Genomic DNA, 22,648 nt, shown 5'->3' with positions numbered 1-22,648 from the left:
TATGAGTACATCTCGTGACAAACTAATTGAGGCTGCTAAAAAATTAGATCGTCAGAGCCAGATAGATGGTGATGCCTATTATTTCAAAAAAGTTAATGAAATTATAAACGATCGTTATGACACGAAGAAAATATCTGAATTATATCAACATATATATATGCTTCAACATGTACATAGAAAAAATAAGATAACTTCAATGCTAAAGGAATTATCTGATACTTTAGCTTGTTATCTGGGTTACTCTTATATTTCCGAAATATTCGAGAAAGAAGCAGATAAGAAAAAAAACTCAACCTTAGATGAGCTGATGTGTGAATTGAATCAGTTAGTTGGTCTACCAAAAGTTAAAGAAGAAGTACGTAGATTAGTCATCTATCAAAAGATTCAATCAAAAAGAAAAGAATCTGGATTAAAAGTACCAAAACGTACATTACATATGGCATTTATGGGAAACCCTGGAACTGGCAAGACAACAGTAGCAAGAATTGTTGGTCGAATGTACTACCAATTAGGACTTTTATCCAAAGGACATTTCACAGAAGTTTCTAGGACAGATTTAATTGCAGGATACCAAGGGCAAACTGCCTTGAAAGTTAAAAATGTTATCGAAAAAGCAAAAGGTGGCGTTTTATTCATTGATGAAGCTTATAGTATTACAGAAAATGATAATACGGATTCATATGGAAGAGAATGTTTAACTGAACTTACAAAAGCATTAGAGGATTCAAGAGATGATTTGATTGTCATCGTCGCTGGTTATACTGAGCCTATGAATCATTTCTTTGAATCAAATCCTGGTCTAAGATCCCGATTTAATTATTTTATTAATTTTGAAAATTATTCTTCTACAGAATTGTTAGATATTTTTGAAACATTAGCAAGAAAAGACGACTACTATATAGATGGCAAGCTGAAAGAAGTATTATTAAATTATTTTAATGAAAAGTTAGAAAGTAATCTCACCAATTTTTCTAATGGTCGCTTTGTTCGAAATCTATATGAAGATTTAATACTGAATCAAGCTGTTCGATTAAATAATAATAAACAATATTCATCTCAGGAATTTTCATTATTAAAATTAGAAGATTTTATTAGTTGATTAGGAGTATATCATAGCTTTACTTAGGAACAACTTTCTAAGGATATAGATCTAACCAATATAGAACTATAGTAATTAATAATCAGGTTACTAAGACATGACTAAGCAAAAAAAGATACCGCGTGGTATCTTTTTTTAAATACTAAACAACTGTCCAAATAGATAGGTAACTCCCATGGTCAACAAACCGATACAGAGGTTACGAATCATGGCTGTTTTTGTTGGGGCTTTTCCAAGTTTAGCACTGGTATAGCCGGTAACTAATAGAGAAATCGCTACGATAAAGACAGTAGCAGGGATTCTGTATTCGCTTGGGAAAATAATAATCGAAAGCATTGGTGGCAGGCTACCAAGTACGAAGGCAATAAAGCTAGATGCAGCAGCATGCCAGGGATTAGTGAATTCCTCATACTCGATTCCGTACTTTTCCTCAACTAAGGCTTTGAGAGGGTTTTTAAGAAATGCCTTGTTGGTTAAGAGCTGAGCTGAAGTTTCACACTCACCATTTTGTAGATAAGCTGCATAGAGGGATTTCTTGGCAGCATCCATATCTTTATCCAAAAGTAGTTGTTCACGGGCTACAGCGGCTTCCTCTGTGTCTTTTTGAGTAGATACGGATACATACTCGCCACCAGCCATAGAGAAGGCACCAGCAAGAATAGCAGCCAATCCTGAGAGGAAGATAATCCAGATATTGTTAGTCGCACTGGCAACCCCAATAACAACTCCAGCGATAGAGATGATTCCATCATTTGCGCCCAGTACACCAGCACGCAAGATATTTAAACGGCCAGCAAAGTTTGCATCAATTTCATGTGTAATTTCTGACATAGTTTTCTCCTTCCTGTTCATTATAAAGTAAAAAGGAAGTGAATACAAACTTTTTAAACTATCTGAAAAAAGTTCTGCAATTCTAATAATAGCCATAGCTATTTCTTATGCCAAGATATAACAAAGTTGTATTTGTAACCTAGTGAAATAGGTGATACAATGAACCTAATGAAATCTTTGGAGGTCTAAATATGACTCGTGAATTTAAATTTGAAACTCTTCAATTGCATGCTGGTCAAGTGGTAGATGCTACTACCAAGTCTCGTGCTGTTCCAATTTACCAAACAACATCTTTTGTATTTGAAGATACACAAGAAGGTGCAGATCTTTTTGCCCTTCAAAAAGCTGGAAATATCTATACCCGTATCACTAACCCAACAACATCAGCTTTTGAAGAGCGCATTGCAGCGCTTGAAGGAGGTGTAGGTGCTCTTGCTACTGCATCAGGTATGGCAGCTATTACCTACACAATTTTAGGATTGGCTCACGCAGGAGACCATGTAGTTGCAGCTTCAACTATATATGGTGGTACCTTTAACCTGTTGAAAGAAACCCTTCCTCGCTATGGAATCACCACAACTTTTGTTGATATTGATAATCTTGAAGAAGTAGAAGCAGCTATTGGAGATAATACCAAACTTGTTTTGATTGAAACCTTGGGTAATCCGGTTATCAATATTCCAGATATTGAAAAAATCGCTGAAATTGCTCATAAACACCAGATTCCTTTGGTTGCAGACAATACTTTTGCAACACCATATCTTATCAATGTCTTTTCTTATGGTGTTGATATTGCGGTTCACTCAGCAACTAAGTTTATCGGTGGTCACGGTACAACTATTGGTGGTGTCATCGTTGATAGCGGCAAATTTGATTGGGCTGCTTCAGGGAACTTTCCTCAATTAGTCGAAGAAGATCCAAGTTACCACAATATCAGTTATACCCGTGATGTTGGTGCTGCAGCTTTTATCGTGGCTGCTCGCGTGCAATTGCTTCGCGATATGGGAGCTGCCCTTTCACCGTTTAACTCATTCTTACTCCTACAAGGTCTTGAAACACTTTCTCTCCGTGTAGAGCGTCATGTGCAAAATGCTGAGAAAATCGTTGATTTCCTTGTAAACCATCCAAAGGTTGAAAAAGTCAACTATCCAAAACTTCCAGAAAGTCCTTACCATGCCTTGGCTGAAAAATACTTACCAAAAGGTGTTGGTTCAATCTTTACCTTCCACGTTAAAGGTGGAGAAGCAGAAGCTCGTAAGGTGATTGACAACTTGGAAATCTTTTCAAACTTAGCCAATGTAGCAGATGCAAAATCATTGGTCGTTCATCCCGCGACTACAACACATGCTCAGTTGTCAGACTCTGATTTAGAAGCAGCAGGAGTAACTAAAAATCAAATTCGTCTCTCAATCGGTCTTGAAAATGTTGATGATTTGGTTGAAGATTTACGACTAGCGCTTGAAAAAATCTAAAAATAACTAGTTTTTATTGAATTAAGCATCCTTCTCACGAATAGTAATGTGAGGAGGATTTTTATGTACAGTATTTCATTTCAAGAAGATTCGCTCTTGCCAAGGGAACGCTTGGTGACAGAAGGAGTAGAGAGTTTGAGCAATCAGGAATTACTAGCCATTTTATTACGAACAGGGACTCGTCAATCGACTGTTTTTGAAATTGCACAGAAAGTATTGTCTCAATTGAGCAGTTTAACTGAGTTAAAAAAAATGACCTTGCAAGAACTGCAGAGTTTATCAGGAATCGGGAGAGTAAAAGCTATTGAGTTGCAAGCAATGATTGAGCTGGGAAGTCGTATTCACAAACATGAAACTATTGAGGCAGAGAGCATTCTTAGTAGTCAAAGACTGGCTAAAAAGATGCAACAAGAATTGGGAGATAAAAAACAAGAGCACCTAGTGGCGCTCTATCTGAATACTCAAAATCAAATCATTCATCAGCAAACCATTTTTATCGGCTCAGCTACTAGAAGTATTGCGGAACCAAGGGAAATTCTCCACTATGCTTTGAAGCATATGGCAACATCTGTGATTCTGGTTCATAATCATCCATCTGGTGCTGTCATGCCGAGTAGAAATGATGACCATGTTACGAAGCTTGTTAAAGAAGCCTGCGAATTAATGGGTTTGGTCTTATTAGACCATCTAATTGTCTCACACTCCGATTATTTTAGTTACCGTGAGAAGACGGAACTGGTATAAAAAACCTGTATGTGATACAGGTTTTACAATTCATTGACGACATAGTCGAAAAGTGTTTTATCTTTGGGGCGATTTTCAAAGAGAAATTCTGGATGCCATTGAACACCGAGGTAAGGGAAACCATCCGTTGTTGTAACAGCCTCGATAATTCCATCTTTAGGATCATGAGCTACAACCTTGAGATTTGGAGCTAGGTCCTTAATACTCTGATGGTGGAAAGAGTTGATATGGGAGATTTCTCCATAGATTTCTCGAAGAATAGTATCAGGCTCGGTGACTAAACGTTGAGTTGTATACTCGGCTGAAGTATCCTGCCAATGGTCTTCAATATCTTGATAAAGAGTTCCTCCCATAGCCACATTAAAGAGCTGGGTGCCTCGACAAACAGAAAAATGGGTTTCTTCTGTTTAATGGCTTCTTTTATAAGAGCTAGCTCAAAAATATCTCTTTGAAGGTAGTAGTCATCGCTATCGATCGTTTTAGGTTCACCATAGAACTTTGGATCGACATTTTGTCCACCAGTTAAAATGAGTTTATCAATCAAGCCAATGTAGTAACTAGCCATTTCTTGATCACCAATGGGTAGGATAATGGGAATTCCCCCAGCTTCCTTGACTCCTTCAACAAAGCCTTTCGCAGCATAGCTCATCATAAGCTCATCATCAGGATGAGCTTTTTCGTTTCCTGTAATCCCAATAACTGGTTTTTTCATAAATGCTTTCGCTTTCTAATCCTCTTTTCTCATGAAATAGAGGAGAGTTTGCAATTCACTAGTTAAATCTACATACTGAGCTACCACATCTTTTGGTAGTTGGAGATGAACGGGTGAAAAGCTTAAAATTCCTTTAATACCTGCTTCGACAAGGAGATTAGCTACTTCTTGTGATTTGACACTCGGAACTGTTAAGATTGCAGTTTTAACATCTGCATTCTTTATTTTATCCTTGATTTGGGAAATTCCATAAATTGGGATTCCATCAGGAGTTTTTGTCCCAACTTCAGGATGATCATCCAAATCAAAAGCCATAATGATTTTCATTTTGTTTCGTTCGTGGAAACGGTAGTGAAGGAGAGCGTGCCCCATATTACCAATACCCACCAACATAACATTTGTAATAGAATTATCATTTAGAAGATCAGCAAAAAACGTCATTAGTTTTTTGACATCGTAGCCAAATCCACGACGACCAAGTTCACCAAAGTAGGAAAAATCTCGTCTAACAGTAGCAGAGTCAATACCAATGGCCTCGGCAATTTGTTTTGAGTTGGCTCTTTCAATTTTTTCTGCATGAAATCTTTTAAAGATACGATAATAAAGAGAAAGTCTCTTTGCTGTTGCTTTTGGAATAGCAGACTGTTTTTCTTTCACAAAATCACAACCTTTCTAAATACTATTTTATAGAAAGATTGTGAAAAAATCAACAAAAACAAGAAAAAACTAAGAAAAATCTTAGCTTATCTTCGTAAAATCATAGTGAGATAGAAAACGATAGAGATTTCCCAGAAGCCCCTGATAGATTTCTTTTCCATTATAGGTCAGAGAAGTAATGACAGTAGTATCTGGAAGAGTCACACAACCTGAAAGTGATAGCATGAGTGCTTCATAATCTTCGTATTCTAAAACGCGATCGACTTGATAGGTGTCTTTGTAAGTTAATCGAAACATAATTGCCTTCTATCTTTCGCTTTTAGTAAAGACATCACGTTCAACAAGACTATCCATCAAGAAGTAAAATTTCTCTTGGTGGATATGAGTTTCTTCTGACTTAAAGATATCGACTAAACGTAGACCAAATTTATCAGTGATGTTGATTTTTGCACCTGTTAAGTCTTTGTTGATGATAATCTTAAGTTGGAAACCTTCCCCACTATTTGGAACTTTTTCAAGAAGACGTGTTAGTTCATAGTTACCAACCTTAGTTTCAAAAAAAGTGTTATCTTTTAGAGTGAACTTTTTGACGGTTGGGCTAAGTGTGTAATCATAACGGCAATTTTTAAGACTAATGGTTTTTTCGAATGCCATTGAGTTAACCTCCAATGATTTCTTTTAGAGTTTGTGCGAGAGTGATTATTTCTTGCTCTGTATTTTGAGGTGAAATGCTGACGCGAACGGATTCGTGTAAGCGAGGAGAGTCTTCACCGTAGAAAGCCTGAAGAACATGACTAACCTGAACGACACCTGCAGTACAAGCAGAGCCAGTTGAAATAGAAATACCTTCAAGATCTAGACGAAGGAGTAGTAGATCATTACGTTGACCTGGGAATCCAATATTAAGGACATAAGGTAGCTGGTCTTTCCCTTGATTGAGATAATAGTCTGTGTCAGCCATTTCCTTTAAGAATGTTTCTTTTAGTTTTTGAACCTTTTTAAAGTTTTGTTCTTGGTTTTCAAGATCATCCTTTAGAGCTGCTACCATTCCCACAATGGCAGGAAGATTTTCTGTTCCTGCTCTTTTTTTCTGCTCTTGATCGCCACCATGAAGGTAGGAGTCAAAATCTGTAGATGCAGCATAGAGAAAACCAACTCCTTTTGGACCATAAAATTTGTGTGCAGAAGCGCTAAGAAAATCAATTCCCAATTTTTCGGGAAGAATCTCAAATTTACCAACTGCCTGAACCGCATCGACATGATAGACGGCTGGATGATTTTTTAGAACTTCACCAATTTTAGCAATAGGTAAAAGTGTACCAGTTTCATTGTTTGCAAACATAGTAGAAACAAGAATGGTATCTTCACGCAGTGCATTTTTGACCTGGTCTGCAGTAATTTCTTGGTTTTCAGGCTGTAAAATAGTCACTTCAAAACCGAAATTTTCAACCAAGTATTTGATGGGTTCTAGAACAGCATGGTGCTCAATCGCAGTAGTGATAATGTGCTTTCCACGATTTTGATGGCGAAGGCAGTAGCCGATGATAGCAGTATTATTGCTTTCAGTACCACCAGTGGTAAAGAATATATGTTGTGGCTTTGTTCCTAGTAAACTTGCTAGTTCTTGACGAGCTTCTCGTAATAGTTTACCTGCTTGACGCCCATGTCCATGAATACTAGAAGGGTTGCCATAAGTTTCTTGCATGACTTGAGTCATTGCTGAGATAGCTACTGAAGACATTGGAGTCGTTGCAGCATTATCCAAATAAATCAAAAACTCACCTAATTTCTATTTAAATAGTGGACTAACTGGTTTTCTTTCATGAATTCGAACCATAGCATCACCAATCAATTCGCTAGCAGTGATATATTGTACGTTTTTAGGTTTTCTACTTTCTGTCAATACAGAATCTGTAACCAGGATTTCCTTGATATTAGTTGCATCTAACAACTCCGTAGCACCATTAACGAATAATCCATGACTGGATACAGCGTAGATTTCAGTAGCACCATCGCGTTCCAAAATTTTAGCAGCTTCAGAGAAGGTGCGGCCAGTGTTCAGAATGTCATCGATCAAGATTGCCTTTTTACCTTCGACATCTCCGATGATGTAACCTTGACTGCGTTCAGAATCATCTTGTGCATAATCAATGATGGCAATTGGAGCATCAAGATATTCAGCAAGACTACGAGCACGTTTTACACCAGAGTTTTTAGGACTAACAACAACCACATCGGAGCCAGTCAAACCTTTATCGCAGTAATGTTTTGCAAAAAGTGGGATAGTATAGAGGTTATCTACAGGAATGTCAAAGAATCCTTGAACCTGAACGGCATGGAGGTCAAGAGTCAATACACGACTAACTCCTGCTTTCACCAACATATTTGCAACCAGTTTTGCAGTAAGTGGTTCGCGAGAAGAAGCGATACGGTCTTGGCGAGCGTAGCCGAAGTATGGAAGTACAACGTTAATGGTATTAGCACTAGCACGAACACAAGCATCAACCATAATCAAGAGTTCCATCAAGTGGTTATTTACTGGATAACTAGTTGATTGGATGATATAAACATCATATCCACGAACACTTTCTTCGATGTTAACTTGGATTTCACCATCTGAAAATTGGCGTGAAGATACTTTTCCAAGTGGAACACCTGCAGCATCTGCGATTCTTTGAGCAATTTCCTGGTTGGAAGATAGTGCGAAAAGTTTCATGTTTTTTGTATCTGACATCGATAAACCGTCCTCTTTAAACTAAGTGAATCGCTTGTAGTAAAACACTTTTAGTGATAAACGCTCTCTACAACAGATTCTATTATTTTTCATCCCTTTTATTTTATCAAAAAAAGAAGATTATTTCAGTATTTTTTCATATTTTCTATAAAACGAACCAATTTCGAAGGAGCTTTTTTGTAATGGATTTCATTGACTTGTAAAAATTCTTGGAAATCAAGACTACCTTGCTTACCATCTTCTACTTCTAATTCAAGCTCAAAGTCAACAATATCAAAGTATTCACTTTGATCAAGAGCCATGAGTCCGATAGGAGTTTGCTTTTCGTAACGAACAGTAGTTAGGCAACCTAAAACTACCCAGCCACTGGTTGAAAGTCCACGGCTAGTCAATTCATCAAGAATCATTCCTTGTGGAAGTTTACATTCTTTAAGACAATGGTTTGCTTCCTCTAAACTTAGATCTTGATTGTACTCCATATTTCCAACTTTTTGTGGAATTTTTATGGTCAATTCAGCGCTATTTTCAAAAGTACGAATGCGCATAGCAATTTTATGCTTACGAAGGTAAAAATCAGGCGTGTCTAGGTAGTAATTTTTTTGTGTAATAGGTGTGACTCCTGAAAAGTGAGTTTGTAATTTTTTATATTCATCCTGGTTTAGGAGTGTTTTCATTTCAATTTCTAAATGTTTCATTTTTTTTACTTTTTCCTTATCTTTGAAAGCGATTATATGGTATAATAAGCATTGTATTTATTGTATAAGATTTTTCCTAGAAAATCAAAAGCTAGATAAATCGAAGTGTATAGAGAATTGGATGAAAAAGATATATGATTACAGAATGGGAAGAATTTTTAGATCCTTACATTCAGGCTGTCGGAGAGCTGAAGATAAAACTCCGAGGTATTCGAAAACAATACCGCAAACAAAATAAACATTCTCCAATTGAGTTTGTAACTGGTCGAGTCAAACCGATCGAAAGTATAAAAGAAAAAATGGCTCGTCGAGGGATTGGATACGATACGTTGGAACAGGACTTGCAAGATATTGCAGGTTTACGCGTCATGGTTCAATTTGTAGATGACGTGAGCGAGGTTGTTGCCATCCTTCGTAAGAGGCAAGACATGAGAGTGGTACAAGAACGTGACTACATTACTCATCGAAAGGCTTCAGGCTATCGTTCTTACCATTTGATTATTGAGTATACAGTTGATACGATCAATGGGGCAAGAACGATTCTGGTGGAGATTCAGATTCGTACCTTGGCTATGAATTTCTGGGCTACCATCGAGCATTCTCTCAATTATAAATATCAAGGGGATTTTCCAGAAGAAATTAAGAAACGTCTGGAAATCACAGCAAGGATATCTCACCAATTGGATGAAGAAATGAGTAAAATTCGTGATGATATCCAGGAAGCACAGGCACTCTTTGATCCATTGCATAGAAAGTTAAATGACGGGGTAGGTAATAGTGACGATACCGATGAAGAATACAGGTAAACGAATTGATCTAATCGCTAATCGCAAACCTCAAAGTCAAAGAGTCTTATATGAATTAAGAGATCGACTAAAAAAGAATAACTTTATATTAAATGATAAACATCCCGATATCGTGATTTCCATAGGTGGGGATGGGATGCTTTTGTCTGCTTTTCACAAGTATGAAGACCAGCTGGATAAGGTTCGCTTCGTTGGTGTTCACACAGGTCATTTAGGCTTCTATACGGATTACCGTGATTTTGAACTAGATCAACTGCTTACTAATCTACAGTTGGATACTGGGGCTCGTGTGTCTTACCCACTGTTAAATGTAAAGATATTTTTGGAAAATGGAGAAGTGAAAATTTTCCGAGCTTTGAATGAGGCTAGCATTCGGAGAGCTGATAGGACTATGGTTGCCGATATTATCATTAACCAAGTGCCATTTGAACGTTTTAGAGGAGATGGCCTGACGGTATCGACGCCTACTGGGAGTACAGCCTATAATAAATCTCTTGGTGGAGCTGTTTTGCACCCTACTATTGAGGCCCTACAATTGACAGAAATTGCGAGTCTTAACAATCGTGTCTACAGAACCTTAGGTTCTTCTATCATTGTGCCTAAGAAGGATAAGATAGAATTGATACCAACTCGTAATGACTATCATACGATTTCTGTTGACAATAGCATTTATTCTTACCGTAATATTGAAAGAATAGAATACCAGATAGACCATCATAAGATTCATTTTGTAGCAACACCAAGCCATACTAGTTTTTGGAATCGTGTCAAAGATGCCTTTATTGGTGAGGTGGATGAATGAGGTTTGAATTTATTGCTGACGAACACGTCAAGGTAAAGACTTTTCTGAAAAAGCATGAAGTCTCTAAAGGATTGCTGGCCAAAATCAAGTTTCGAGGTGGAGATATTCGCGTAAACGGTCATCCACAAAATGCAACCTATCTCTTAGATATTGGGGATGTGGTTGTCATCGACATTCCTCCTGAGGAAGGTTTTGAGACACTGGAAGCAATTGATTATCCACTGGATATTCTGTTTGAAGATGATCATTTCTTAATTCTAAACAAACCCTTTGGTGTGGCCTCGATTCCTAGTGTCAATCATTCCAATACCATCGCTAATTTTATCAAGGGCTACTATGTGAAACAGAACTATGAAAATCAGCAGGTTCACATTGTAACCAGACTAGATCGCGATACTTCGGGTCTCATGCTTTTTGCTAAACATGGTTATGCTCATGCTAGACTAGACAAGCAGTTGCAAAAGAAAGCCATTGAAAAGCGCTATTTTGCACTCGTTAAAGGAGATGGTTTTCTGAAACCTCAAGGTGAAATCATTGCCCCGATTGCCCGTGACGAAGATTCCATTATCACTAGGCGAGTGGCAAAAGGTGGTAAATATGCCCATACTTCCTATCGCATAGTGCAGTCTTATGGCAATATTCATCTAGTTGATATTCGACTACATACGGGAAGGACACACCAGATTCGTGTTCATTTCTCCCATATCGGTTTCCCTTTGCTTGGCGATGACCTCTATGGTGGTAGTCTTGAACATGGCATAGAGCGTCAAGCTCTGCATTGCCATTACTTATCGTTTTATCATCCTTTTCTTGAAGAGCAGTTGGAGATGGAAAGTCCGCTGCCGGATGATTTCAACACTCTTATAACTCAGTTATCAAATAATAATTTATCTTAAAAGGAGTCAAAACTCATGGAAGTTTTTGAAAGTTTAAAAGCCAACCTAGTTGGTAAAAATGCACGTATTGTCTTGCCAGAAGGTGAAGAACCACGTATTCTTCAAGCTACAAAACGCATCGTAAAAGAAACAGAAGTTATTCCCGTCTTACTAGGAAATCCTGACAAAATTAAAATTTATCTTGAAATCGAAGGAATCATGGATGGTTATGAAGTCATCGACCCAGCCCACTATCCTCAATTTGAAGAAATGGTAACATCTCTTGTAGAACGTCGTAAAGGAAAAATGACTGAAGAAGAAGCTCGTGAAATCTTGGTTAAAGACGTGAACTATTTTGGTGTTATGTTGGTTTACATGGGCTTGGTAGATGGAATGGTTTCAGGAGCTATTCACTCTACTGCGGCAACTGTTCGCCCAGCCCTTCAAATCATTAAAACTCGTCCGAATGTTAGCCGTACTTCAGGTGCCTTCCTCATGGTTCGTGGTACTGAACGTTACCTCTTTGGTGACTGTGCCATCAATATCAATCCTGACGCTGAAGCTTTGGCAGAAATTGCGATTAACTCTGCAATTACAGCTAAGATGTTTGGTATTGAACCAAAAATTGCTATGCTAAGCTATTCAACTAAAGGTTCTGGTTTTGGTGAAAGCGTTGATAAGGTCGTTGAAGCAACTAAGATTGCTCATGATCTTCGTCCTGACCTTGAAATCGATGGGGAATTGCAATTTGATGCTGCCTTCGTTCCAGAAACAGCTGCTCTCAAGGCACCAGGAAGCAAGGTTGCTGGACAAGCAAACGTCTTTATCTTCCCAGGTATCGAAGCAGGAAATATTGGCTACAAGATGGCAGAACGTCTCGGTGGCTTTGCAGCAGTTGGTCCAGTATTGCAAGGTTTGAACAAACCAGTTAATGACCTTTCTCGTGGATGTAACTCAGATGACGTCTTCAAACTTACACTAATCACAGCAGCACAAGCTGTACACCAATAAAATACAAGATAGCTCCTTTTCTGTTAAAGGAGCTTTTCGTTGAATTTCAAATCTAAAGATGATAAAATGTATTTACAAAGCATCTTTACAAAGAGGTATTAATCATGGCAAGTACTCAACCAGTTAATTTTAGAGCAGATTCGACTTTTTACCAACAAACGAAAGAAATCATAGCTGATGAAAAGTTAACCCTATCAGATATTTTTAATGCTGCACTTCGTAAAATTGCGACAGGTGCGGTTGATCCCAAAGAGTTCGTATTTAGTGATTTACAAGAGACTCAATATCAGGTTGCTTTTGAAGACTTGAAAAAGGAAATCTTGATGGGACATCAAGAAATTGAGCAAGGTAAACTAACGTCTTTGGCAGATGTAAGAAAGGAATTTGGACTTGACTAATCATAAGCGTTACCATGTTTCTCTTACGGATCAAGCTAAGAAAGACTTGAGAGAAATACATGATTATATTGTACTGAATTTTTACAGCCAGCAATCTGCCGATAGTAAACTAGACCTTATTCTAACGGCACTAGAAACTTTAGAAACCTTTCCAGAAGCATGTCCTTTGGTTTCAAGTCGAGGTTATGGTGAATTAACAGATGACGGAAAACGTTATCGATATATGCCAATTGAAAATTACTTAGCTTTTTATTATATCGACAAATATGAGGTTTATGTCTCCAGAATTTTAAATTCCAAGCAGAATTGGACTAAGTTATTCAATAAGTAGAGGTAAAATTTTTTAAATTTTTTTGAATCATTTAGTCCCACTCTTTGTCCCCCAAGAAAGGAAGTTTTTAAAATTGAAATACAAATTTCTATTATTCGATCTCGATCACACCTTACTCTATTTTGATGCTGCTGAGGATATAGCTCTGACGCAACTCTTAGAAGAAGAAGGAGTAGAGGATATCCAAACTTACAAAGATTATTATGTGCCCATGAACAAAGCACTTTGGAAGGATTTGGAACAGAAAAAAATTACTAAGGCTGAGCTGATTAACACTCGTTTTGAAAAATTATTTGCTCATTTTGGTATTGAAAAAGATGGGTCCTACTTAGCAGAGCGCTACCAGTTTTTCCTATCAAAACAGGGACAAACTTTCCCAGGTGTGGAAGATTTATTAAAAACTTTGATACATCAGGGCTATGAACTCTATGCTGCTACAAATGGAATTACCTTTATTCAGACAGGTCGTTTGGAACAATCTGGTATTGCACCATTTTTCAAGGAGATTTTCATTTCAGAACAGCTCCATACTCAAAAACCAGATGCATCATTTTATGAGAAAATTGGAGCTCGAATTCCTAACTTTGATAAAAATCATGCCCTTATGATTGGTGATTCCTTATCAGCTGATATTCAGGGGGGAAATAATGCTGGCATCGATACCATCTGGTACAATCCTCATCATCTGGAAAACAAGACCCTAGCTCATCCAACTTATGAAGTTCATTCTTACAAAGATTTGCTGAATTGTTTGGGGGAACTTTAAAAATTAAAAAATATAAAAGGTTCTGGAAAACATGGTGCATGAAGTGCAAGAAATTTTGATAATATTTTGAAAACGTTTTATTTTTTGATATAATAAATCATACAAGGATATAATGACAAGAATATTGTGATTGTCATGTATCGTTAAGCTCTCAATAGTCATTGAAGCGATAGTACTGTTTATCAAATAGATGTTAAAAAAGGGGCATCAAAGCTAGTCAATCATTTGCCTATTAAGCTGCTAGACAAATTGGAAAGCCTTATATAACCAAGAATTTTCAATAGTGATACTAGTAAAAAATTTTACCCTTCTCAGTTACTTGCAACAGGGATTAACCTGTGACTGGAGTAGATGTGGGTACCTGAGATTAGGTTTAGGCTATTCATCTGTTTGAACATCTTAAATTGGTATAACAAAGCTATATAGGAGTAAATCAGTATGATATTGAAAAGAAATAAAAGAGCTATGAACTTCATGTTGATGATTATAAGTGCTTGTTGCTGCCTTATTTGTCTAAGTGCCTGTCAGTCAAATAAGGTAAATTCGGTAGATGATTATAAAATGGCTATCTGGAATAGCGATAAAATAGCTGTCTTTGATGATTATGATTTAAATGAGTTCAAGGATAATATATCTAGAAAAGAAAAATACATCTATTGGGCAGAAAGTTTTTCGGAAGCAGGATCCTATTCAACTGCAAAAACAAAAGATACCTCAGGTCTAAAAAGATATGTATCTAGAATTAATAAGGAAACTTTAAGTGAAACATTTAAATTAGCAGAAGGAAATGATGCTTATGCCTCCATAACAGATGGGGATTATTTGTATGCAACTGCTGTCTTTACAGATAGAATTGAATTTTATAAATATGATAACAATTTAGAAGTTGTCACTAATGTTACCATGAAAAATGATGGACAACTAAATGCTAGTCAACAGTTTGTTATTGTAGATAATTATTTATACTTACTTGTAACCACATTGGATTTATCAACTCAAGTTCCTAATGCTGAAATTTGGAAAATGGATAAAGAGTTTAACATCGTCGAAAAATACAATCTAGACGAAACATCAGCATATATGAGAATGGTTAATGTAGGTGATGTCTTGTATATTGTGGAAGCACTTGATGGACGTAATTCTAATGGGGAATATAAGTCAGGAAATAAATTATTGGTTTTTGATATAAAAAGTCAAAACAAGGATTATATCGATATTCCAGATAAGTATCCAACAAATATTCACTATGATGCTAAAAATAACCAATTGATTATAGAGAATGAGGGATTGTATAATGGCGAATTTTCCTTTACTACTGTCAATCTAGACAATTTAGAAGAAGATATTATTCATCTAGAAGGCTTTAGTACAGAGCAATATATTGCACCTTATTTTACATTTAAAGACAACATCTATTATTTCTTATTTAATGATTCTCTGGTTAAATATGATATTGTTGATAAGAAACAAACCATTATCAATCTAGAAAAATATAAGATAAAAGACGCGCATTATTTGATTGTTAAATAGTTTATTTAGAAAGTTTTAGAAATAAAAGTTTAATCTAAAAGATCTAATTAAGTATAATTCTAGTAATCTAGTTTATTACAGATGATATAGAAAATTATGCAAGGAAAAGACTTTTAAGATTATATGATAGTTTTTGAATTGATTAGCTATCTTTCTGATTGGTGAAACTGTTATAGCGAAGCTTTTGTAAGATTTTTGTATTATCGACAAAAATTAACTGATGAATTTAAGACCCGTGTCACAAAGAAATTGAATAGATAGTTTAATGAAAATCTAAATAATCGAATTCAAATGATTTTCTATGAAATTGGCAAAGATTTTATACTTTCTAATACTTCACAGGGTATTGAATAAATACTCTTTTGTATAGATTCTTTGCAAAACCTAACAAAATATTTAAAACTGTTAAAAAGTAGATTGGAGTCTATAAATTATGGGAACATGGGATGCAACGATTTTTGGAAATGACACTTCCTTAGATATTAAAGAAGAATTCTTCGAGAGATACAATCAAGGAGAAGATGCAAATACAATCAAAAATGAACTGACATCGGATTTATACGATGACGATATGTATGATGTCTTGTTCGCCTTAGCACACTGTTTATGGGAAGTTGGGCAATTAGATGATGAATTCTTGCTTGAAATTAAAGAAATCATTCTTAACAAAGAAGATTTAGAACTAGCCCAAGAATTAGGTGCTGATAGTGAATTTTTAGAACAAAGAGCTGAAAATCTAGAAAAGTTTTTAGAAAAGATAAGTGTAAAAAAAGAAAAGCCCAAAAAGAGAATTGCTCCGCCAGTTCCTGTAGAAAGCAAATATAGGAACGGTGCTGTGATGGTGTTTCAGTATGAAGATGGTATGTATGGTGCTTTGATAGCGGTAGATGGAGCTTTCTTTGATAAGGAAACTTATTATGCTTATCTGCAGACTGATATTAAAATGACCACAAAACCCACCATGAAAGATGTGCGATCAGCACGAATTCTCGATCCAAGTTTTCATAGTGCAGAATACAATTCATTTCGTGACTCTAAGTATTACTACTCTTTTGTAAATTGTATTTCAGGCTATCTAAAAAGTTCTGCAACTAAAAAATTTGAAAAATACAATGATAGTGTTTTTGAAATAATAGGCTATCTTTCAGATTGGGGGAGTTGCTGTAGTGCGGCTTCTGGAGGATTTGATTACTATAAACAAAAATCAAGTGATGAGTTTAAGATAAGCGTTGTAAAGGAATTGAATAAAAGATTTGATGAAAAACTTAATACTCGAACAGAATTGATTATTGATGAAATTGACAAAGAATTTATCCTTTCTAATATGAGAAATGGGGTTGAATAAAGGCTCTTTAGTATAAATTCTTTCTAAAACTTCTCAAATCTTAATAGATACTTTTAAAAGTGGTTTAGATAGCCACTTTTTGCTATAATAGAGGCAGTATAAATGAAGGAGCGGTAGCAGTACATGATGTCTAGGCCAATTCTTTCTCTTTATGAACCGTTGTATTCACTAAAGGAAGTTGATCAAAATATCTGGATAGTAGATGGTGATTTGATTCAAATGGATATGAAGATCTTCAAGCTTCCTTTTCAGACACGTATGACGGTGGTTAAGTTAAATGATGGCAAACTTTGGATTCACTCTCCGATTGCGCCAAATAAGGGACTGTTTACTGAACTAGACGCTTTGGGCAAAGTCGCTTACCTGATTTCACCAAATAAGATTCACTACGCCTATATTGCAGATTGGAGAAAAAGATATCCTCATGCGCAAGCATGGTCTAGTCCAGGAGTTGAAGAGAGAGCGAAAAGTCAGAATGTCAAGGTGAAATTTGAAGCTTCCTTAACAGATAAGGCTCCTGACTTATGGTCTGATGAGATTGAACAGCTTATTTTTAAGGGAAGTTCTGTTATCGAAGAGGTCGTGTTTTTTCATAAATCAACTAAAACACTTATTGTAACAGACCTTATAGAGAATTTTGAACCAGAAAAAATAGCTAGTCCAATCCGCAGAAAATTCTATCGTTTAGCTCGTGTAACAGCCCCTGATGGTCAAACTCCTATCGATTATCGGATGACTTTTTTAGGAAGACAAAGGGAAGCAAAGGTTTCCTTTTCCCGTATGTTAAACTGGAAACCGGATAAAATCATACTCGCACATGGTTTATGCTTTTTTAAAAATGGTACGGATGAATTAAAACGTGCTTTTAGATGGATACTATAAAGGAGAATAAGATGCAACACTCATCCTGGCATGCTTTGATTAAAGAGCAATTACCTGAGGGTTATTTTGGGAAAATCAATCATTTTATGGAGCAGGTCTATGCTCAGGGAACTGTTTATCCGCCTAAGGAGAAGGTTTTTCAGGCTCTCTTGACAACACCGCTTGAAGAAGTGAAGGTGGTGATTCTAGGGCAAGACCCCTATCACGGGCCAGATCAAGCGCAGGGTTTGAGTTTTTCTGTACCCGATGCTATCCCAGCGCCGCCGTCCTTGCAAAATATCTTGAAAGAATTGTCGGATGACATCGGAGCTAAGAAGTCCCATGATTTAACGTCTTGGGCTGAGCAAGGTGTCTTACTTCTCAATGCTTGCTTGACGGTTCCTGCTGGGCAGGCCAATGGTCATGCTGGGCAGATATGGGAGCCTTTTACTGATGCTGTGATTCGGGTTGTCAATAATCTAGATAGGTCAGTGGTCTTTGTACTCTGGGGAGCATATGCACGTAAGAAGAAGTTCTTGGTTAAAAATCCTCAGCACTTGATTATCGAATCAGCCCACCCAAGTCCTCTTTCTGTTTACAGAGGATTTTGGTGCTCCAAGCCTTTTTCCAAGGCCAATGCATTCTTAAAAGAAACAGGACAAAAGCCAATCGATTGGCTTAGATAAGGAGAGAATATGCCTCAGTTAGCGACAATTTGCTACATTGATAATGGAAAAGAATTGCTCATGCTTCATCGCAATAAAAAGCCTAATGATGTCCATGAAGGAAAATGGATCGGTGTAGGTGGAAAGATAGAACGCGGGGAAACTCCACAAGAATGTGCTGCTCGTGAGATTTTAGAAGAAACTGGTCTAAAAGCAAAACCAGTATTAAAAGGAGTTATCACCTTCCCAGAATTTACACCGGACTTGGACTGGTACACCTACGTCTTTAAGGTAACAGAGTTTGAGGGTGAATTGATTGACTGTAACGAAGGGACCTTAGAATGGGTTCCTTACGATGAAGTTTTAAGCAAACCGACCTGGGAAGGTGACCATACCTTTGTCGAGTGGCTTTTAGAAGATAAACCCTTCTTTTCAGCCAAGTTTGTCTATGATGGTGATAAGTTATTGGATACCCAAGTGGATTTCTACGAATAAAGGAGTATAGTTATGTTAGTAATCAAAAATGGTCGTGTCATGGATCCCAAGTCTGGTTTGGATCAAGTTTGTGATGTTTTGGTTGATGAAGGGAAAATCATTCAAATTGCTCCTCAAATTGATAAGGATGAAGCTCAAGTCATTGATGCAACTGGACTTGTGGTTGCACCTGGATTGGTAGATATCCATGTTCATTTTCGTGAACCAGGTCAAACACATAAAGAAGACATTCATACAGGTGCTTTAGCAGCTGCAGCAGGTGGTTTTACAACTGTCGTTATGATGGCTAATACCAATCCAACCATCTCAGATGTTGAGACTTTAGAGGAAGTTCTTCAATCTGCAGCTAAGGAAAAGATTAACGTTAAGTCTGTAGCTACAATTACCAAAAATTTTAATGGTCAAGACTTAACTGATTTTAAAGCCCTTTTAGAAGCAGGGGCAGTTGGTTTTTCTGATGACGGTATTCCGCTTGAAAGCAGTAAAGTGGTCAAGGAAGCTATGGAAGAGGCTAAAAAACTTAACACCTTTATTAGCTTACATGAGGAAGATCCAGGCTTGAATGGAATTCTCGGTTTCAATGAAAATGTTGCTAAAGAACACTTCCATATCTGTGGGGCAACAGGAGTGGCTGAGTATGCAATGATAGCACGTGATGTTATGATAGCATATGCAACTAAGGCTCATGTCCACATTCAGCACTTGTCTAAAGAAGAGAGTGTCAAAGTTGTTGAGTTTGCTCAAGGTTTAGGAGCAAATGTGACGGCAGAAGTAGCTCCACAACATTTCTCTAAAACTGAAGCTCTTCTCTTGACCCAAGGAAGCAATGCAAAAATGAACCCGCCTTTACGTTTGGAATCAGACCGTCGCGCCGTCATTGAAGGTTTAAAATCTGGAGTCATTTCAGTAATTGCGACTGACCACGCGCCTCACCATGCTGACGAGAAAAATGTTGAGGATATTACCAAAGCGCCATCAGGTATGACAGGTTTGGAAACTTCTTTGTCACTAGGTTTAACTTACTTAGTCGAAGCTGGTGAGCTGAGCTTGATGGAATTATTAGAAAAAATGTCCTACAACCCAGCTAAACTTTATAACTTTGAAGCAGGTTATCTATCAGAAAACGGTCCAGCGGATATTACAATTTTTGATGATAAAGCGGACCGAATCGTGGATAGTCATTTTGCTTCCAAAGCAGCGAATTCACCATTTATCGGTGAATCTTTGAAAGGGCAGGTCAAATACACAATCTGTAATGGACAGATTGTCTATAAGAACTAGGTGAAATCTGCTCTTTCGAATCATTAATTAGAGAGAGACGATATGTACCCAACACATCATTTTAAAGACAAATTTATCTTATTTCTTAAGATTTTCTTTCCAATTCTAGTCTATCAATTTGCCAATTATTCCGCTTCTTTTGTCGATACGACCATGACTGGCCAGTATAATACTATAGATTTGGCTGGGGTATCAATGGCGACAAGTCTATGGAATCCCTTTTTCACCTTCCTAACTGGTATTGTCTCAGCCTTGGTTCCTATAGTTGGACATCATTTGGGTCGAGGAAAGAAAAATGAAGTGGCTTCTGATTTTTATCAATTTCTTTATCTTTCACTTGGTTTATCAATTGTTCTATTTGCTTTAGTTTTTCTTGCTGCGCCACTAATTCTAAACAATATGGGTTTAGAAGCAGCAGTAGCTGATATAGCAGTACGCTATCTATGGTTTTTAGCAATCGGGATTATTCCACTTTTACTCTTTAGTGTTATTCGTTCATTACTTGATGCACTGGGACTGACCAAACTATCCATGTATTTAATGCTTTTATTGCTACCTCTCAATAGTGGTTTTAACTATTTACTAATCTATGGAGCCTTTGGTTTACCTGAGTTAGGAGGTGCAGGAGCAGGTCTTGGTACATCTTTAGCTTATTGGGCATTATTGGTAATTTCAAACCTAGTCCTTCTTAAACAGGAAAAATTGAAAGAACTGCATTTAGAGAAACGATTACCCTTAGACGGCGATAAAATAAAAGAAGCAATCAAATTAGGCTTACCGATAGGTGGAACTGTATTTGCAGAGGTTGCTATTTTTTCAGCAGTTGGTTTGATTATGGCAAAATTTTCATCGTTGATAATTGCTAGCCATCAGTCCGCTATGAACTTTTCGTCACTCATGTACGCCTTTCCGATGAGTATTTCAACAGCAATGGCTATCGTTGTTTCCTACGAAGTTGGTGCTAAACGTCTAGAGGACGCTAAGAGATACATAAAAATCGGACGACTATCAGCTATGGCATTCGCAATTTTAACGCTTTCCTTTCTATATGTTTTTAGAGAAAATGTTGCCAGTCTATATGGTCATGATCCAGAGTTTATTCAATTAACTGCTAGTTTTATGACCTATAGCTTGTTTTTCCAGTTGGCTGATACATTTGCTGCTCCGTTACAAGGTATTTTACGAGGCTACAAAGATACTGTCATACCTTTCTACCTTGGTCTCCTTGGATACTGGGGAGTTGCTATACCTCTTGGTTTGTTTCTAGATTATTCAACAAATCTCGATGCTTATTCATATTGGATAGGTCTTATTGTAAGTTTAGTTGTCAGTGGATTACTCTATCAGTGGCGTTTACAAGTTATTATGAAAAGATTCAAATAATTTGTTGAAAAATGATGAAAAAATAACTTGTGAAATTTGTATTTTATATAAAGAAAAGTCTTGATTTTACTGACTTTTCTTTTTTTATATTGTGAAAAATTGCAGGCATATTTTTTGACACAAATTAACCTATACAGTAAAATAGAACTATAAGAATTTAAACTTAGAAAGGCAAGATTATGTCAACTTTAGATAAAAATCTTTTGCTTGAGATGTTCCGTAAGATGGAAGAAATTCGTCGTATGGACTTAAAAATTGCTCAATTAGTAAAAAAAGGAAAAGTGCCAGGAATGACGCACTTTTCTGTTGGTGAGGAAGCTGCTAACGTTGGGGCTATGTTGGCTCTAAACGAGGATGACCTCATCACCTCAAATCACCGTGGTCACGGGCAAGCCATTGCTAAAGGAATCGACCTCAATGGGATGATGGCTGAAATTCTTGGTAAATACACTGGAACTTGTAAAGGTAAAGGTGGATCTATGCATATCGCAGACCTAGATGCTGGTAACCTTGGTGCCAATGGTATCGTAGGTGGTGGTATGGGGATTGCAGTAGGTGCAGCCCTTACTCAACAAATGAAAAACACTGGTAAAATCGTTGTCTGCTTCTTTGGTGACGGTGCAACAAACGAAGGTGTTTTCCACGAAGCTGTTAATATGGCTTCAATTTGGAATCTTCCGGTAATTTTCTACTGTATCAATAACGGTTATGGAATCTCTGCTGATATTAAGAAAATGACAAATGTCAAGCATATCCATGAGCGTAGTGCTGCTTACGGTATTCCTGGAATGTTTATCGAAGACGGTAACAATGTTATCGATGTCTACGAAGGATTTAAGAAAGCAGTCGACCATGTTCGTTCTGGTAAAGGCCCTGTCTTAATCGAAAGTGTGACCTACCGTTGGCTTGGACACTCATCATCAGACCCTGGTAAATATCGTACACGTGAAGAAGTCGATATGTGGAAGGAAAAAGACCCAATCGAAAACCTTCGCAAGTACCTTGTTGAGAATAAAATTGCTAGTGCAGAAGAACTTGAAGAAATTCAAGCACAAGTTAAGGAAGCAGTGGAAGCATCTGTTAAATTTGCTGAAGAGAGTCCATTCCCTCCACTAGAATCAGCTTTTGAAGATATATACGCAGACTAAGGAGAAG

The 22,648-nt window shown here is 37.0% G+C and carries 25 protein-coding genes and 1 pseudogene; 18 read left to right on the top strand and 8 right to left on the bottom strand.

Annotated elements, in window-relative coordinates:
• Position 1: 1 nt before the first annotated feature.
• Positions 2 to 1,099, top strand: coding sequence for an AAA family ATPase (locus ACESOD_RS00380; protein ID WP_373093342.1), 1,098 nt, complete (start codon positions 2 to 4; stop codon positions 1,097 to 1,099).
• Positions 1,100 to 1,234: 135 nt separating this feature from the next.
• On the opposite strand, the gene ACESOD_RS00375 is transcribed toward ACESOD_RS00380, so the two are convergent.
• Positions 1,235 to 1,930, bottom strand: coding sequence for a VIT1/CCC1 transporter family protein (locus ACESOD_RS00375; RefSeq protein ID WP_373093341.1), 696 nt, complete (start codon positions 1,928 to 1,930; stop codon positions 1,235 to 1,237).
• Positions 1,931 to 2,121: 191 nt separating this feature from the next.
• Between ACESOD_RS00375 and ACESOD_RS00370 the strand changes: the two genes are divergently transcribed.
• Together ACESOD_RS00370 and radC are read left to right on the top strand one after the other, a co-directional pair.
• On the top strand, positions 2,122 to 3,402 hold the full coding sequence (locus ACESOD_RS00370) for an O-acetylhomoserine aminocarboxypropyltransferase/cysteine synthase family protein (RefSeq protein WP_373093339.1): 1,281 nt from the start codon (positions 2,122 to 2,124) through the stop codon (positions 3,400 to 3,402).
• Between the two features lie 63 nt (positions 3,403 to 3,465).
• The gene (radC, locus tag ACESOD_RS00365) at positions 3,466 to 4,146 is read left to right on the top strand and encodes a RadC family protein (RefSeq protein ID WP_373093338.1); all 681 of its coding nucleotides are present in this window, start codon (positions 3,466 to 3,468) and stop codon (positions 4,144 to 4,146) included.
• 23 nt (positions 4,147 to 4,169) lie between these two features.
• Here the strand turns inward: radC and ACESOD_RS00360 are convergent.
• The 7 genes and pseudogenes from ACESOD_RS00360 to ACESOD_RS00330 all read right to left on the bottom strand — a co-directional run bounded on the left by ACESOD_RS00360 (position 4,170) and on the right by ACESOD_RS00330 (position 8,944).
• Positions 4,170 to 4,858 (bottom strand): annotated as a pseudogene (locus ACESOD_RS00360) (gamma-glutamyl-gamma-aminobutyrate hydrolase family protein).
• Between the two features lie 15 nt (positions 4,859 to 4,873).
• On the bottom strand, positions 4,874 to 5,515 hold the full coding sequence (locus tag ACESOD_RS00355) for a redox-sensing transcriptional repressor Rex (RefSeq protein WP_000660647.1): 642 nt from the start codon (positions 5,513 to 5,515) through the stop codon (positions 4,874 to 4,876).
• Between the two features lie 81 nt (positions 5,516 to 5,596).
• Positions 5,597 to 5,812, bottom strand: coding sequence for a DUF4649 family protein (locus ACESOD_RS00350; protein WP_070460469.1), 216 nt, complete (start codon positions 5,810 to 5,812; stop codon positions 5,597 to 5,599).
• A 9-nt stretch (positions 5,813 to 5,821) separates the two neighbouring features.
• On the bottom strand, positions 5,822 to 6,169 hold the full coding sequence (locus ACESOD_RS00345; RefSeq protein WP_049526341.1) for a DUF1831 domain-containing protein: 348 nt from the start codon (positions 6,167 to 6,169) through the stop codon (positions 5,822 to 5,824).
• Positions 6,170 to 6,173: 4 nt separating this feature from the next.
• Complete coding sequence (locus ACESOD_RS00340) at positions 6,174 to 7,289, bottom strand: cysteine desulfurase family protein (protein WP_045762948.1); 1,116 nt, start codon at positions 7,287 to 7,289, stop codon at positions 6,174 to 6,176.
• A 15-nt stretch (positions 7,290 to 7,304) separates the two neighbouring features.
• On the bottom strand, positions 7,305 to 8,249 hold the full coding sequence (locus tag ACESOD_RS00335) for a ribose-phosphate diphosphokinase (protein ID WP_373093334.1): 945 nt from the start codon (positions 8,247 to 8,249) through the stop codon (positions 7,305 to 7,307).
• Between the two features lie 125 nt (positions 8,250 to 8,374).
• Complete coding sequence (locus ACESOD_RS00330) at positions 8,375 to 8,944, bottom strand: CYTH domain-containing protein (protein WP_373093332.1); 570 nt, start codon at positions 8,942 to 8,944, stop codon at positions 8,375 to 8,377.
• 134 nt (positions 8,945 to 9,078) lie between these two features.
• Between ACESOD_RS00330 and ACESOD_RS00325 the strand changes: the two genes are divergently transcribed.
• The 15 genes from ACESOD_RS00325 to ACESOD_RS00255 all read left to right on the top strand — a co-directional run bounded on the left by ACESOD_RS00325 (position 9,079) and on the right by ACESOD_RS00255 (position 22,641).
• The gene (locus ACESOD_RS00325; protein WP_000627444.1) at positions 9,079 to 9,750 is read left to right on the top strand and encodes a GTP pyrophosphokinase; all 672 of its coding nucleotides are present in this window, start codon (positions 9,079 to 9,081) and stop codon (positions 9,748 to 9,750) included.
• Positions 9,734 to 10,552: an NAD kinase gene (locus ACESOD_RS00320; RefSeq protein ID WP_025171265.1), complete on the top strand. Its 819-nt coding sequence runs from the start codon at positions 9,734 to 9,736 to the stop codon at positions 10,550 to 10,552. Before ACESOD_RS00325 ends, ACESOD_RS00320 begins: the two co-directional genes overlap by 17 nt.
• The gene (locus ACESOD_RS00315; protein ID WP_045762944.1) at positions 10,549 to 11,448 is read left to right on the top strand and encodes an RluA family pseudouridine synthase; all 900 of its coding nucleotides are present in this window, start codon (positions 10,549 to 10,551) and stop codon (positions 11,446 to 11,448) included. The genes ACESOD_RS00320 and ACESOD_RS00315 overlap by 4 nt, the downstream gene beginning before the upstream one ends.
• A 15-nt stretch (positions 11,449 to 11,463) precedes the next feature.
• Complete coding sequence (pta, locus tag ACESOD_RS00310) at positions 11,464 to 12,438, top strand: phosphate acetyltransferase (protein ID WP_045762943.1); 975 nt, start codon at positions 11,464 to 11,466, stop codon at positions 12,436 to 12,438.
• Positions 12,439 to 12,542: 104 nt separating this feature from the next.
• Positions 12,543 to 12,836: a type II toxin-antitoxin system RelB/ParD family antitoxin gene (relB, locus tag ACESOD_RS00305; RefSeq protein WP_045762942.1), complete on the top strand. Its 294-nt coding sequence runs from the start codon at positions 12,543 to 12,545 to the stop codon at positions 12,834 to 12,836.
• Positions 12,829 to 13,167, top strand: a complete 339-nt coding sequence (locus ACESOD_RS00300; RefSeq protein WP_045762941.1) for a type II toxin-antitoxin system RelE/ParE family toxin — start codon at positions 12,829 to 12,831, stop codon at positions 13,165 to 13,167. The genes relB and ACESOD_RS00300 overlap by 8 nt, the downstream gene beginning before the upstream one ends.
• Positions 13,168 to 13,240: 73 nt before the next feature.
• The gene (locus ACESOD_RS00295) at positions 13,241 to 13,933 is read left to right on the top strand and encodes a YjjG family noncanonical pyrimidine nucleotidase (RefSeq protein WP_373093328.1); all 693 of its coding nucleotides are present in this window, start codon (positions 13,241 to 13,243) and stop codon (positions 13,931 to 13,933) included.
• A gap of 438 nt (positions 13,934 to 14,371) precedes the next feature.
• Positions 14,372 to 15,463 carry a hypothetical protein gene (locus ACESOD_RS00290; protein ID WP_373093326.1) on the top strand — a complete coding sequence of 364 codons (1,092 nt, stop codon included), beginning with the start codon at positions 14,372 to 14,374 and terminating at the stop codon, positions 15,461 to 15,463.
• Positions 15,464 to 15,896: 433 nt separating this feature from the next.
• Positions 15,897 to 16,808 carry a hypothetical protein gene (locus tag ACESOD_RS00285; RefSeq protein ID WP_373093324.1) on the top strand — a complete coding sequence of 304 codons (912 nt, stop codon included), beginning with the start codon at positions 15,897 to 15,899 and terminating at the stop codon, positions 16,806 to 16,808.
• A 126-nt stretch (positions 16,809 to 16,934) separates the two neighbouring features.
• Positions 16,935 to 17,690: a DUF4336 domain-containing protein gene (locus tag ACESOD_RS00280; RefSeq protein ID WP_373093323.1), complete on the top strand. Its 756-nt coding sequence runs from the start codon at positions 16,935 to 16,937 to the stop codon at positions 17,688 to 17,690.
• 11 nt (positions 17,691 to 17,701) lie between these two features.
• Positions 17,702 to 18,355, top strand: coding sequence for a uracil-DNA glycosylase (locus tag ACESOD_RS00275; protein WP_373093321.1), 654 nt, complete (start codon positions 17,702 to 17,704; stop codon positions 18,353 to 18,355).
• 9 nt (positions 18,356 to 18,364) lie between these two features.
• On the top strand, positions 18,365 to 18,829 hold the full coding sequence (locus ACESOD_RS00270; RefSeq protein WP_001135761.1) for an NUDIX hydrolase: 465 nt from the start codon (positions 18,365 to 18,367) through the stop codon (positions 18,827 to 18,829).
• Positions 18,830 to 18,841: 12 nt separating this feature from the next.
• Positions 18,842 to 20,110, top strand: a complete 1,269-nt coding sequence (locus ACESOD_RS00265; RefSeq protein ID WP_373093319.1) for a dihydroorotase — start codon at positions 18,842 to 18,844, stop codon at positions 20,108 to 20,110.
• A gap of 42 nt (positions 20,111 to 20,152) precedes the next feature.
• On the top strand, positions 20,153 to 21,493 hold the full coding sequence (locus ACESOD_RS00260; RefSeq protein WP_373093317.1) for an MATE family efflux transporter: 1,341 nt from the start codon (positions 20,153 to 20,155) through the stop codon (positions 21,491 to 21,493).
• A 179-nt stretch (positions 21,494 to 21,672) separates the two neighbouring features.
• Complete coding sequence (locus tag ACESOD_RS00255; RefSeq protein ID WP_070460439.1) at positions 21,673 to 22,641, top strand: thiamine pyrophosphate-dependent dehydrogenase E1 component subunit alpha; 969 nt, start codon at positions 21,673 to 21,675, stop codon at positions 22,639 to 22,641.
• The last annotated feature ends 7 nt before the right edge of the window (positions 22,642 to 22,648 follow it).

Source organism: Streptococcus oralis, from assembly GCF_964238205.1.
Classification (GTDB): Bacteria; Bacillota; Bacilli; order Lactobacillales; family Streptococcaceae; genus Streptococcus; species Streptococcus oralis_CZ.
Note: the sequence above shows the minus strand (reverse complement) of the source record. Positions and strands in the feature narration are given on the sequence as shown.